Annotated in this window: 13 protein-coding genes; 2 read left to right on the top strand and 11 right to left on the bottom strand. The window is 38.5% G+C overall.

Features of this window, described 5'->3' with window-relative positions; all coding sequences use genetic code 11:
• Nucleotides 1–77: 77 nt before the first annotated feature.
• From GQO80_RS09015 to GQO80_RS09050, 8 genes are all read right to left on the bottom strand, one after another.
• A complete protein-coding gene (locus GQO80_RS09015; protein ID WP_157208024.1) occupies nt 78–1505 on the bottom strand; it encodes an SDR family oxidoreductase in 1428 nt (475 codons plus the stop codon).
• Nucleotides 1502–2143 (bottom strand): flavin reductase family protein, encoded by a 642-nt coding sequence (locus GQO80_RS09020; protein WP_157208025.1) that lies wholly within the window; start codon nt 2141–2143, stop codon nt 1502–1504. The genes GQO80_RS09015 and GQO80_RS09020 overlap by 4 nt, the downstream gene beginning before the upstream one ends.
• A complete protein-coding gene (locus GQO80_RS09025; protein ID WP_157208026.1) occupies nt 2143–3453 on the bottom strand; it encodes an ABC1 kinase family protein in 1311 nt (436 codons plus the stop codon). Before GQO80_RS09025 ends, GQO80_RS09020 begins: the two co-directional genes overlap by 1 nt.
• Before the next feature lie 9 nt (nt 3454–3462).
• Nucleotides 3463–4119 (bottom strand): TetR family transcriptional regulator C-terminal domain-containing protein, encoded by a 657-nt coding sequence (locus GQO80_RS09030; RefSeq protein ID WP_157208027.1) that lies wholly within the window; start codon nt 4117–4119, stop codon nt 3463–3465.
• A 114-nt stretch (nt 4120–4233) separates the two neighbouring features.
• Nucleotides 4234–4611 carry a DoxX family protein gene (locus tag GQO80_RS09035; RefSeq protein WP_157208028.1) on the bottom strand — a complete coding sequence of 126 codons (378 nt, stop codon included), beginning with the start codon at nt 4609–4611 and terminating at the stop codon, nt 4234–4236.
• Between the two features lie 4 nt (nt 4612–4615).
• Entirely contained in the window at nt 4616–5119 is a 504-nt protein-coding gene (locus GQO80_RS09040; RefSeq protein WP_157208029.1) for an SRPBCC family protein, read from the bottom strand.
• Nucleotides 5116–5436 carry an ArsR/SmtB family transcription factor gene (locus GQO80_RS09045; RefSeq protein ID WP_198037752.1) on the bottom strand — a complete coding sequence of 107 codons (321 nt, stop codon included), beginning with the start codon at nt 5434–5436 and terminating at the stop codon, nt 5116–5118. Before GQO80_RS09045 ends, GQO80_RS09040 begins: the two co-directional genes overlap by 4 nt.
• A 138-nt stretch (nt 5437–5574) precedes the next feature.
• On the bottom strand, nt 5575–6474 hold the full coding sequence (locus GQO80_RS09050) for an alpha/beta hydrolase (protein WP_157208030.1): 900 nt from the start codon (nt 6472–6474) through the stop codon (nt 5575–5577).
• A gap of 76 nt (nt 6475–6550) precedes the next feature.
• Between GQO80_RS09050 and GQO80_RS09055 the strand changes: the two genes are divergently transcribed.
• Entirely contained in the window at nt 6551–7252 is a 702-nt protein-coding gene (locus tag GQO80_RS09055) for a DUF1003 domain-containing protein (protein ID WP_157208031.1), read from the top strand.
• Between the two features lie 101 nt (nt 7253–7353).
• Nucleotides 7354–8205 (top strand): DUF2911 domain-containing protein, encoded by an 852-nt coding sequence (locus tag GQO80_RS09060; RefSeq protein ID WP_157208032.1) that lies wholly within the window; start codon nt 7354–7356, stop codon nt 8203–8205.
• Nucleotides 8206–8371: 166 nt separating this feature from the next.
• On the opposite strand, the gene GQO80_RS09065 is transcribed toward GQO80_RS09060, so the two are convergent.
• The 3 genes from GQO80_RS09065 to GQO80_RS09075 form a co-directional block, all read right to left on the bottom strand.
• Nucleotides 8372–9355, bottom strand: a complete 984-nt coding sequence (locus GQO80_RS09065) for a Gfo/Idh/MocA family protein (protein WP_157208033.1) — start codon at nt 9353–9355, stop codon at nt 8372–8374.
• Nucleotides 9336–11042, bottom strand: a complete 1707-nt coding sequence (locus GQO80_RS09070; protein WP_157208034.1) for a sodium:solute symporter — start codon at nt 11040–11042, stop codon at nt 9336–9338. The genes GQO80_RS09065 and GQO80_RS09070 overlap by 20 nt, the downstream gene beginning before the upstream one ends.
• 114 nt (nt 11043–11156) lie before the next feature.
• Nucleotides 11157–13682 carry a PIG-L family deacetylase gene (locus GQO80_RS09075; RefSeq protein ID WP_157208035.1) on the bottom strand — a complete coding sequence of 842 codons (2526 nt, stop codon included), beginning with the start codon at nt 13680–13682 and terminating at the stop codon, nt 11157–11159.
• Nucleotides 13683–13810 lie beyond the last annotated feature (128 nt).

The following is a 13810-nucleotide window of genomic DNA, read 5'->3' on the forward strand; positions in this document are numbered from 1 at the left end:
GGCTAAAGATAATAAAAATTTCAAATTGTTTAACTATTTTTGCAAAAGATTAAACAAAAATTAACAAAGCAAATTTTTTAACCTGATGTTGCTAACCTATTAATCATGCCCCTAAAAATAAAGCCATGAAACGGTAGCACGCTGTACCAATAGAACCTTCCTGCGAGTCCGCGGGGTCTAAAGGTGGCCGTTTGTTTTAATATGCCATCTTCAATTTTAAATTCCAACCATGCTTCACCGGGTAATTTCATTTCGGCATACAACAAAAGTTTTTTTTCACTTTTATCACTAAAAATAACCCGCCAAAAATCCAGGGCATCACCGGTATTAAGTTCTGAAACGTGCGTTCGGCCACGTCTTAACCCTATACCGCCTACCATTTTATCTAAAAGGCCTCGAATGTTCCATAAAAAGGTGCCGTAATACCAGCCGGTTTTGCCACCAATGGACCAGATTTTGTTAAGGGTTTTTGCCTCGTCATCAATTTTTTGCTCTTTGTAATCTTTAAAACAACCATATTTTGGAACGTTCACATATTTATGAAGGCTATTTTGCAGCACACCACTACTTACCATAGAATCTTTCCAACTGGAAACAATGCTGTTTTGCTCAATTTTTTCAAAAGCCAAATGCACCGCTTCGGCATAGGTAATAGGGTTTATATTTAATGTTTTATTGATGTTGCTTGGTTTTCCTATAATTTCAACACCCATGCTATCTACTAATGAAGACGCTAGTTTATAAGAGGTTGAAGTAACAAAGTACAGCCAATAGGACGATAATTTGGGGGTCATAACCGGCACTGTAAGGATATAGCGTTTTAATTTTCTAATGTTGGCAAACTTTAATAGCATCTGTTTGTAGGTCAGTATTTCGGGTCCGAAAACATCATACGATTTATTGAACAGCGCCGTATGGCCTTTTGCCCGTGATAGAAACAGTAAAACATCGCGAACCGCAATGGGCTGTGTTTTGGTGTTTAGCCATTTTGGGGCTATCATTACCGGTAGCTTTTCAACCAAATCGCGAATAATCTCAAACGATGAACTGCCCGAGCCCACAATAATACCTGCCTTAAAAACGGTAAGCGCGTATATTTTCGACTCTAAAAGCTGCTCAACGTTTTTTCTTGATTGTAAATGTTTTGAAAGTTCGGTCTCATTAGTGATGCCACTTAAATAGATGACCTGTTTTACAGCAGTAGTTTCTAGGTAGTTTTTGAAGTTTTTTGCGCACGAAGCTTCCAAAATCTCGAAATCCTTAGAGGTATTCGACATGGAATGTATTAAATAGTACGCCACATCAATATCTTTGGGAATGTTATTTAAGGTTTCGGGTTTTAAAAAATCGGCCTCGACAATGGTAACATGCGCGTCTTCAAAATAATTTTTATCTGCTCTCAGGGCATCACGTACGGCACAAACCACATGGTGGCCTTCGTTAATTAAAACCGGGATTAAACGTTTGCCAATATAACCTGTGGCACCAGTAATAAGGATTTTCATTTTTTCTGGAGCGTTTCTTCCATTTTTTTTGGACGTTGGTAACCTAACCGGGTTTTTAGTTGTGGTAGTGCATAGCCATCCAACCCATTAATGGCTGCAATGTTGGCTTTTGAAAGGTTTACAAAACCATCGGTTTCCAACAACGTGTCCTCAAGGTATAAATCTTTAATTTCTCCAACAAGCAGTATGGTGCCGTTGGCTTTAATGGGGTATTCCTCTACATATTCCATGGCCATTTGAATGGGCGAGCCGTTTACAAAAGGTGCCCAAAAATTATTTTTGTAGGTTTCCTGTAAATTTGTCACGTCAAATTCTGAAACGTTGTACTTATATTTAGCCGACGTATGGTGTGCGTCTTCAATAATGGCTTCATGAATATGGTTGATGGTAAATAACTTGGTAGCCTTTATGTTATTGTAAGTATTTCTAATAGCGGTGGTTGGTCTTAAAAAAAAGCCAAGTAGGGCAGGGTCGGAGCCCAAGTGCGTTACCGAACTAAATACAGCCACATTTGTAATGCCCTGTGCCGATTTAGTACCAATTAAATTGGCCGATTTATACCCCGAGCAACTATTTATTAAGTTGATTTTGTACAAATGCTCTAGCGCGTTAATCTGTTTTTGGGTAAAATGTAGCATTACAAATCTTTGAAGTTATTGATTTTTATATCCTTAGCCTTTAAATCGAACATTAAATTGTAGAGCCCAAAAAAAGTACGGTTAATGTAAATGAAATGTTTTGAACCACGGTTGCCATTCATTTTTCGCAATTCGGTGTTTTTAGAATAGCGTTGTCCCAATTCGGCAATCTTTCCGAAGAATTCACTATTGGAAAAATCAAATGTTTCAACATGGAAAGGTTGTGTAAACAAGCTCAACAGCTCGTGAAACATCTCGGTAAAAAAGACGATTTCTTCCTCAGTATCATCTTCACGCAAAATTTCCAGTTCGTATAATTTCGCAACAAAGTAGCGGTGGTTTGAGATGTTTTCAGGTTTTGCCAATTCAAAATACGGCACATAAAATTCGTTTGGAATGGTTTTCATACAGCCAAAATCGAGCGCTATTAATTGGCCGTTTCCAGATACTAAAAAATTTCCGGGATGCGGATCGGCATGCACTTTTTTTAGTTTATGAATTTGAAACATGTAAAAATCCCATAATGCCTGCCCCAAGATATTGGCCGTTTCTTGGTTGTTGTTTAATGCGGTAAATTCTGAAAGGTGCTTGCCTTCCATAAAATCCATGGTGATTATTTTTTCAGAAGATAAATCTTCATAATATTGAGGAAACAAGAGGTTAGGAATGTGTTTGCAGGCGTTGGCAATTTCCTTACTTTGTTGAACTTCCAAGATATAATTGGTTTCCTCAATCAATTTTCCTTCAACTTCCTTAAAATATTTATCTGAGTTTTCACCTTTTATATTGAACATTTTCATGGCAATTGGCTTAACCAGAGCCAAATCGGATGCAATGCTTTGGGCAACACCGGGATATTGGATTTTTACGGCCAATTTTTTGCCATTTTTTGTGGCAAGGTGCACTTGACCAATGCTTGCGGCATTCACAGAGGTTGTGTTGAAGGTATCGTACAGCTCATTTGGCAGTTTTCCAAAATAGTTTTTGAAGGTTTTTAAAACCAAAGCGGGCGATAGTGGTGGCACCGAAAATTGCGCCAACGAAAACTTTTCAACATAAGCTTGTGGCATGATGCTTTTTTCCATGCTTAGCATTTGCGCCACTTTTAGGGCACTACCTTTAAGTTGTTTTAAACCATCGTAAATGTCTTCCGCATTGTTTTCGTTTAGTGTCGCTCTGGCCTCATGCTCTGTTTTTGTAAGTTTATCGCCATAATATTTTAAATAGTTTACGCCTACTTTTGCACCTGTTGATACGAGTTTAGAAGCACGGTGTATTTTGGAAACAGGAATGGAATCAATGGTTTTCATAAGTATGGTTTAGTTCATGTGCATTTTTTCCTTGAAAATGAATTTCCCAAGATCGATCACACTTTTTAGCGGGGCAATGTGCAACACATCAAAACTGGTATTAACCGATTTTTCGATAAAAATATCCGTTTTTTCAAAGGACGCCGATGTATCGTCCATCCAAAATTTTAGGGTTAAAAGCAATTGTACCCAAGCCGATTCTTGAATTGCTTTATTTTGAAATTTGTTGAGCTGTTCCTGTTTTAAATCTAGGGTTTCAATGTTTAAACTACTGATATACTGCGTGAAACTTTTTTTGAGTCCGGAAAGCAAGGTAAATCCTTTAAGGCTGTTTTTATAAGGGGCAAGTGCAAATAAAACATAGCTTCTGTTGGCCGTTACGTTTTCGAAAAAGGTAAAGTAAAAGCTTAACAATTTGTTTCTGGCATCAAAAGTATGGTAGTCTTCGCTGGCCTCTAAGGCTGTTAACGTGTTGTTGAAAAATGCTTTGAAAATGTGGGTTTCAACCGCTTCAAACGAACCAAAGTGCGCATAGAAGGTGGCTTCATCAAAATGGTTCGATTTTGCAAATAGATATACCGATTTAGGCTGTTCGTTGTTTTCTAGAACATAATCCATGTAATAGGTAATGATGTCGTTTTCTGAAATAGTTTTCTTTTTTGCCATGATATTGCGTTATATGGCAAAGATACAAAATGTTTAATGTTTTTTAAAATATATTAAACAAACATTAACGTTATCTATGAAAATAATTCCAAAACAATGTTAGGGATGCCTTGGCTAAATAGTTTTGTTTTGAATTTTTTGGTAATAAATATATGATACCGAAAGAATTCCTAAAAAAACCAATGGCATAATCATATAGCCAATGTTCTTATCTACGCAACTATGGCTTATAAAAGCAAAAATTAGATTAAAAGTTAAACCAGCATACGCCCATTCTTTAAGTTTCGGTGGCATTTTAGGCAACGCAATGGCAATAACACCGAGAACTTTAGCTATTACCAACGAGTATGCGAAATAATCGGGATAGCCCAATGCTTTTGTTCCAACGGTCATAAACTCTGGTGCAAAAATCCAAGTGGTAATGGGCATAACCGCCTCCATCAATGCTATGATGGTTGTTGCGGTCCAAAATATGATTTTATTTTTTTTCATTGTTTTATTTTTTTATAGAATTCAACAATTCTGCTAAATAGTTCAATGTCATTGTAAAGCCTTCTTTGAAGCCCATTTGTATATGCATTTCAAGGTCTTCAAGTTTTTCGTGCTTTATGGAAATTTTTACCGATGTAATTCCATGGTTCTCGCTAAAATCTAAGTTCCATTTGGCCGATGGCATTTGTTCATTTATGTTTTCGTCCTTGTCTGCAAAAGCGTCAATAAATTGGAAATTGTCTTTGGGTGAAATTGAAGTAAAGTCTTGGATAGACCAATGTTCCTCGCCTTCGGGACCGACCATGGCGTAAAACCGTCGTCCGCCTTGTTCAAAATTCATATATTTTGTTCTTGATTTCCAAGGTTGTGGTGCCCACCATTGGTCAAGTATTTCCTTTTTTGTAAAGGCATCCCAAACTGTTGGTTGATCTGCGTTAAATTCTCTGTTAACGAAAACGGTACTTGTTTTCTTATCGACCGTAAAGTCAAATTGCAAATTACGTTTCATTTTTTTTCATTTTTAAGGGTTGATAATATAGTGTCCAATTGACTGAAACGGCTCTCCCAAATCTTTCTGAATTGTTCCAACCATCTATCAATTTCCTTCATTTTATCGATTTTTATTTGATAGTAAATCTCACGTCCTTGTTGATTTGATTCTATAAGTTCGCACTCGTTTAAAATTTGAATATGTTTGGAAATAGTTGGTCTTGCCGTATCAAAATTTTCGGCAATTGCTCCTGCAGTCATAGCTTGTGATGTTAGCAATACTAAAATCGCTCGTCTTGTTGGGTCGGAAATCGCTTGAAATATGTCTCGTCTCAATTTCATCATGAAGTTATTTAACTACAAATTTATATGAAGTCATTTAACTACGCAAGTTTTTTTAATTTTTTTTTTGAAGAAGTTTAAAATTCAGTCGGAATTTCTGTTTTTTCAGGTTGTTTTTTTAATAGATGTTGACTATTGTGTAATTTTTGCTTGGTAAAGCTTTTTATTGAAAACAACCTTATTTAGGAATACAAAGGCTTGGTACAAATCGTCATTTGGTAAATTAAATATGTTGTGGCCTTTGTTTTGATAGCTGTAAAGCAAAAAGCTGGTTGCATATTTTTCAATTTTATTCGCTATGGTTTCCGATCCGCTAAGCATCAAAAACCCTTTTGCGGTAGGCAAGCACGATTGGTGGGCGCTAGTATCATAAGGCACTACTTTATCGTTTACGCCATGGTACAAAACCGTAGGAACGGCATTTTCCTTGGTAATCAGGTCTGCTTTAAGTATCGCTCCAGAAATGGAAATAACCGCAGCAGGTTTAATATGTTTATAACTTTCGGGGTTTTTTATTACAAGTTCCCTGTTGTAAACAATGTTAAGTGCGGTTTCGCCACCGGCACTGGCACCAAATAAAATTATTTTTGTCTCGTCTATCCCAAAAGAGGTTTTATAATTTAGCAAATATTGTAGTGCGCTCAATAGGTCTTCGGCAGCATTGGCATAAACTTTTAACTTGCTTTTCGCGGGCAAACTGCAATTAAAATCGCGATTTTTCAACAAACGGTAATCGATGGAAGCGACCACATAGCCTTTTTTTGCAACATTTTCAGCTAAATAAATTAAAGAATTATTGTTGCGTTCGCCCGAGGTAAACCCCCCAGCATGTATAATAACAAAAAGTGGTCGTGCCGTTAAACTATCATTTTCAGGCTCATACACATCAAGTTTTAAAGTATCTTTATCGCGCAAGGCATAATTATAGGTTTTTGCTGAAACGCTATCAAAAACAGCATCCAAATATCTGGTTTGGGATATTCCAACAAAAGATGAAATTAATAAAATAAAGGATACTATCTTGGTATTCATAGAAAGCACTAGTTAAGTTGCTTAAATTTTTAGCAAAAGTAAGCGTTAAATAACAACAAACAATACATTATAAACAATGAAAACATTTGTAAGCAGTATTTCCCAAAACGAATTTCAGGAAAGCGAAAAGGTACATGCGAAAGCGATACGAAAATCCATTTTTGATTTAATAAAGAAAGATCACCCCCAATTCAATTCCAAAAGCCTGATTGCAGTTGTGGAGCTGAACCAATATCGGGAAAAATACATTGCCGATTATTTAATTAAGGAAGTGGGCGAACTGAACGATTTGGAAACCGATGTTTTAAAAACATTGCAAAACCATGAAACCATTACGAGTAAAGTCAACTTACAATGGGATCGTACGAGCCTTACTTACGGTCAAAGGCTCGCCGATAAAATTGCTGCGTTTGGAGGAAGCTGGAGGTTCATCATCATTTTTGGCATTTTTATTTTTGTTTGGATGGTTATCAATTTGGTGTTTTTATTGAACAAGGGTTTTGATCCCTATCCATTTATCCTCTTGAACTTAATTCTTTCGTGTTTAGCAGCTTTGCAAGCACCCGTAATTATGATGAGCCAAAACAGACAAGAAGAAAAAGACAGGGAACGTGCCAAACAGGATTATATGGTGAACTTGAAATCGGAATTAGAAATTAGGATGTTACACGAAAAAATAGACCACCTAATTGTGCACCAACAACAAGAATTGTTAACCATTCAGCAAGTACAAATTGACATGATGGACGACATTATGAAACAACTTAAAAAAAAGTAGGTTATATGCAGAACTTTTAATTTAGGTTTTCATTAACACAGAAGAAGTGAAGATTGTTTAACTTAGTAAGTTCATTAACTAAAAAATAAAAACACGCTAAAATGAAAAAACTACTAGTATTAATGTTGTCAATATCGGCAACCTATTTTGTACATGCTCAAATAGCAACACCACAACCCAGTCCTTTTAGTAAAATAGAACAAAAAGTGGGATTGACCGATGTTACGTTGGAATATTCAAGACCTTCTATGAGAGACCGTGTGGTTTTTGGAAACTTGGTGCCTTACGGAAAAATTTGGAGAACAGGCGCCAATGCCAGAACAAAAATAACCTTTAGCACCGATGTTACCGTTGAAGGCCAACCGCTAAAAGCAGGTAGTTACGCCATTTTTACAAAGCCGGAGTCAACCAGTTGGGAAGTTTATTTTTATACAGAATCAAACGGAGGTGGAACGCCACAAACCTGGGACGATGCTAAAGTGGCCGCCAAAGTAAGCGCAAAGGTTTACCCAATGCCCATGAAAGTTGAAACCTTTACCATGACTTTTGACGATTTAACCAATAACGGCGCCACATTGGGAATACTTTGGGAAAATGTTTACGTGGGCATTCCCTTTGAAGTGCCTACCGATGATATGGTACTTACTAATATAAATAATGCCATGAACGGTACGCCCACTGCCAACGATTATTATGCCGCCGCCGTTTACTATTTACAGGCCAATAAAGACATTAAACAAGCAAAAACTTGGATAGACAAGGCCATTGCCATGGCTGGCGATAAGGTCGCTTTTTGGCAATTAAGGCAGCAATCCTTAATTTATGCCAAAGCTGGCGATAAAATGGGCGCCATCGCAACCGCAAAAAAATCGTTGGCAGCCGCAGAAAAAGCTGGTAACGACGATTATGTAAAAATGAATACCGATTCGATTGCCGAATGGGAGAAAATGTAAAACTGGGAATTATTTAGAAGTTGAATATTAGATATTAGAAGTGATATATTTGAAATAAATTAAAAAAACGCGACTTAAAAAATCGCGTTTTTTTAATTCATACAGAATTAGTGAAAATCCGTGAAATTCGTGTCTTATTTTTAATCGGAATGGTTAACGTTTTCTTTTAATAATCTAGTTTGATAAGTGCCCTAACTGCATCAAGCGTTTTGATAAGGTTTCTACTAAACTCAAACGTCATAATATCGCTTTCGGTTTTACCGTCGCGAAGTAGTTGGTTAAAATGGATGGCCTCATAATGATAGCCAATGGTTTGGTAGCCAAAATCCTTAATGTCTTCTTTACCATCCACAATTATGGAAACGGTAGTGGGCATGTGAAACATGGTATTGATCTTTATAATGGCTTTTTCACAGTAAAAAATGGCTTGGGTTGGTAAAACTTCTACAAGCGAACTTTTTAAATATGCCTTTACATTATTTTCATAAGTAAAAGTCATGTTACATGTTGCGTCCGTGCCATTTTCAAAAAAAGTAGCGGCAGCATCAATATTTTTTGGCAAACCCAGCGTTGAGAGTGCCGCAAAAATGGGGTAAATGCCAATATCCAGCAAGCTGCCGCCACCCATGGCCTTGTTGAATAGGCGTGTGTTGGTATCGTAATCCCGCTGAAACCCAAAATCGCCTTCCATTTTTAAAATGTTGCCGTATGTTTTATGGTTCAGTTCCTTCAACACAAATTGATAATGGGGTAAAAAGTAGGTCCATAACGCTTCCATTAAAAGCATGTTGTGCTGTTTGGCGCAGGCAATCATTGCCTCAACCTCTTCAGCATTCATGGCAAAGGGCTTTTCGCACAAAACGGCTATCCCCTTTTTAAGGCACATAATGGCATTTTCCTTATGCAGGGCATGGGGCGTTGCAATGTAAACCGCCTCAAGGGTGGGGTCGTTCGCCAAGGCTTCATAACTTCCGTAAGCCTTTTTTGCCCCAAATTTTTCAGCAAAAACATGGGCCTTTTCTTGGTTTCTGGAGGCGACTGCGTACAATTCGGCATCGTGGATTGTTAATAAATCGGTAGCGAATTTATGGGCGATGGCACCCAAGCCAATAATGCCCCATTTGATTTTTTTAAGCGGTTGTTGTGTCATTTTTAATAATCAGTTGAAGGAGGCAAGCAAGCATGATAACAATCGCACAGCCAACAAAATTCAGCCATAAAAACGGCAGGTTGATATGGTCGTATAAATTTAAAAAATAAAGTCCGATAACTATAACCTGCGTTATAATTGCGGCACTAAAAACAGCATGCCCCTTCACAAATTTAAAGAAAAATGCCAGTAAAAAGATGCCCAAAACATTGCCGTAAAAAATGGACCCGATTATGTTTACCAGCTGTATCAAGTTTTCGGCAAGGTTCGCAATACAGGCCACCCCAATAGCGATAAGGCCCCAAAGCAAGGTGAACCACTTGGAAACCTTCACCATCTGTTCCTCAGTTTTTTCGCCCGTATTCCGTTTGTACAGATCCATAGTGGTGGTGGAGCCCAAGGCGTTCAATTCACTGGATGTGCTGGACATGGCAGCGCTTAAAATAACCGCCAAGAGCAAGCCAATCAATCCGCGGGGTAAGTTGTTCAAAATGAAATGGATAAACACATAATCCTTGTCATTGCTTTCTACTTTAATATTTCGGTTTTCAGCAACTTTATCAATCAATATTTTTGCTTTATGCCTAAGAATATCACTGTTCTTGTTGGCTGTTGCAATGGCATCTGAAGATTGAGAGGTTCCAGAATTTAAAAATGATTTTATTAGCGCTTGTTTTTCATAAAAAATAGTTTCCTGTTCTTTTTGAATATTTTTATAGGCTTCGGAAAATTCAGAATTCATCACCAGTTCCGTCGCTGTTGGATTGAAATTGATGGGTGCTTCGTTGAATTGGTAAAACACAAAAACCATGACGCCCACCAACAGTATAAAAAACTGCATGGGTACTTTTAGCAGGCCGTTGAAGAGCAGGCCCAACTGCATTTCCTTAACCGATTTCCCGGAAAGGTAGCGCTGCACCTGACTTTGGTCGGTGCCAAAATACGAGAGCATTAAAAACGTGCCGCCAATGATACCGCTCCAAAACGTATAGCGATTGTTCAAGTTGAAGGAAAAATCCAGAATTTCCATTTTTCCGTTGGCACCCGCAATATCCAAGGCTTTTTTAAAGGTAATGTCCTGCGGAAGTTTATCAACAATTAAAAAGAAGGCCACCAGCATCCCAATAAAAATCACCACCATTTGATGCTTTTGCGTTACGTTTACGGCACGCGTTCCGCCGGAAACCGTGTAAATAATGACCAATAGCCCAATGATGATGTTTAGCGTTAACAAATCCCAACCCAAAACCACCGATAGAATGATGGCAGGCGCAAAAATGGTAATGCCCGCCGCCAAGCCCCGTTGGATTAAAAATAAGATGGCCGTTAGGATCCTTGTTTTTAAATCGAAGCGGTTTTCCAAAAACTCGTAAGCGGTATAGACTTTTAAGCGGTGGTACAAGGGGATAAACACCATGCAAATAATAATCATGGCTATGGGCAGGCCAAAGTAAAATTGTACAAAGCCCATACCGTCGTTAAACGCTTGCCCCGGCGTTGATAAAAAGGTGATGGCACTGGCTTGGGTGGCCATAACCGAAAGACCGATGGTCCACCATTTTGAGGTATTACCGCCCTTTAGATAGTCCTGCACATTTTTGCTGCCACGCGTTTGCCAAGTGCCATAGACCACAATAGCGAGCAGCGTGCTGCATAAAACCACCCAGTCTATCCAGTTTAATTGCATATTAAAAAGCTTGCATGATGAGGTAAAACACAATGATATAAACCGCATTGGCAATCAAAACGACGGAATAAAGCTTTAGCCAGGGCTGTTTGGTTTGTTTTTCTTCGGTCATTATTAATCTTTTAGTTTTGTGGTTTGGGTTATATCCGTTTTTCCAATCGATAACATATTGGCAAACAGCCTGTAAGCACCCGAAACACCTTCGGGGAATTGCCTAAAAAAACTTAGGCCCGTATAAATATAGTACCCTTTTCCGTATTTTGCCACCAATAAACTGCCGTCTTTTTCATTTTCGTTTTTATCGTTCATGGATAAAATTGGGGTGAAATCGTTGCTCCATTCGTTGGGGAAATACAAACCGCGCTCCTGGGTCCAACCCTCAAAATCGTTTTGGGTAATTTTATTGGGAATATTTAAAAGGGGATGATGGGGGTTTAAAAACCGAACCTCTGCATTTTCGTCCGTTACACGGTCGCTCGATAATTTTAAGTCGTAGGGCGCTAATTTATTGGTAATTAAGCCTCTGCTGGTGTTGTATTGCACAATCATATTGCCACCGTTGGCAACAAAATCGAACAAGAGTTGTTGTTTGTATTCTAAATTCTCGACCGTGTTGTAGGCCCGTATTCCAACCACTACGGCATCACATTTACTTAAAGTTTCGGCGGTAATATCATCTGGTTTTATAGTTAAAACTTTATATCCAATTTGTTGCAAACTTTCTGGCACTACATCGCCGGCACCCGCAATATAGCCAATGTTTTCGCCTCTCTTTTTTATGTCCAAACGCACTATTTTGCTCTCGCTGGGCAGTAAAACCGTTTGGAAGGGAATGTGCTCATAGTTAATTTCTATAAGTTCCTTGGCATAATCGGTCCCGTTAATATGAACAATTGGTTTTATAAATCCTTCGCTTTGGTTTTTTGGAGGGATTACCGTAAAGGTTAGCGTTTGTTCTTCGCCTTGGTGCGCAATGCTTACTTTTTGTTTTTCGGGAAAGATGTTCCATTCCTTTGGGTGCTGAATTTCAACAAAACCATCCAAGTTATCGCGTCCTGCGGAAACCATCACGCTGATATCGCGCTGTTGGTCGTTTTCAAAAATGATGACTTTTTCATGAATTTTTACCGAAGCTTCCGGAATTACCTCAAAAGGGCGGTACAGTTCGCCTTTATCGGGCTTTGAATAGCGATACACAACGGCTTTACTGATGGTGAAAGGAACTTCATTTATCTTTAAATGGAAGTTAATAACCACACTTTTAGGGGTTTCGGGCAATCCTATATAAGCTTTATTTTCAACTTCATACATGCCCAAGCTGCCTTTTTTGTTGAGCCAATAGGGTGAAGTAAACTTTTCTTCGGTTGAAATATAATAGTTGGTATCAAATTTTTCGGAAACGTTATTTTTTAATTCCAAATGTTTTGGAATATTTTTGCCGTCGCCTTGCGAAATGCTTTCCAAAACGATGTGTTGGGGGCTTCTATTCACAGCTTCCACCGTAACTTTAACCGATTGGTTTAAGGTGGCAGAAGGCGCTTCCGCGTATGCTTCCAAAAATAAACCGGCACACATTTCGATAATGGCCGTTAGTTCCTTGGTTTTTTGGATTTTCCAATGTAAATCGTCAATATTTTGAAGCAATTTATACGCTTCCAACAATTTTGGGATATGTACCGAAGGATCCTTAAAATTGAAATTGGTTTCCACCGCATTTAAAATCACACCGATGGCATTGCCGCCTTTTACGCGGTTCCACGAGGTGTCTATGCCTTCAAAAATATTGTTGTTATTCGTTAGCGGCTCGCCCTTTAAAAACTCTAAATAGTCGTTTTGTGCGCCCCGTTGCGATAAACGGCCAAAACCCTGACTTAAATGTTGGCTGCTCGCCATGGAGGCCATTTCGTTGTTTGATATGCCTTTTAAAGGGTAATAAGTGCCAATATCAAAACTCAGTCGGTTGTTCTTATTGGCTTCGTCAAATGCTTTTTGGCTGCTGTAAAACCACGAATTGGTATTGAAAAACAAGCGTTTAGATTTCCAGAGGCCAGTGTTTTTTAGCATTTCTGGATAAGCCGATGGATCATTTGCCAAATCAAACGCCTCAAAACTTAACAGGGCAGAAGCGGTATGGTGGCCGTGGGTAGAACCCGAAGTTCTATGGTCGAAACGGTTGATGATGACATCGGGTTTAAGTTTTCTAATTGCTAAAACCATATCGCTTAAAACTTGGTCTTTATCCCAAATTTCAAGAGTTTCCTCAGCATCTTTGGAGTAACCGAAATCATTGGCTCTTGTAAACAACTGCTCGCCACCATCAATGCGTCGTGCTGCCAAAAGCTCCTCGGTTCGTATCACGCCCAAAAGTTCGCGCAATTCTGGTCCAATCAGGTTTTGGCCGCCATCGCCACGGGTAAGCGATAAGTAGGCGGTGCGTGCCTTTAGCTGATTGGAAAGATAGGCTATCAAACGCGTGTTCTCATCATCGGGGTGTGCTGCAATATAAAGCACTGAGCCCAAAAAGTTGAGTTTTTGAACGGATTCATAAATTTGGGAAGCCGAAGGCGTAACAGGTTTTTGGGCCGGTAAAAATGTAAACGTAAATAGGGATAGTATAAAAAAAAGTAAATTTCTGTGCATGGGTGTTTCGTTAGCTAAAAACCAAATATAGGAAAGTAATGTAGCGCAATGATTGCTTTTAGTGTTTATTTAACTATGCAGTGGGTTATGGGTTTTGGGTTAGTTTTTAAAATTTGTTTAATTTTTTC

Origin of the sequence: Mariniflexile maritimum (assembly GCF_009746565.1) — a bacterium.
Lineage (GTDB): Bacteria > Bacteroidota > Bacteroidia > Flavobacteriales > Flavobacteriaceae > Mariniflexile > Mariniflexile maritimum.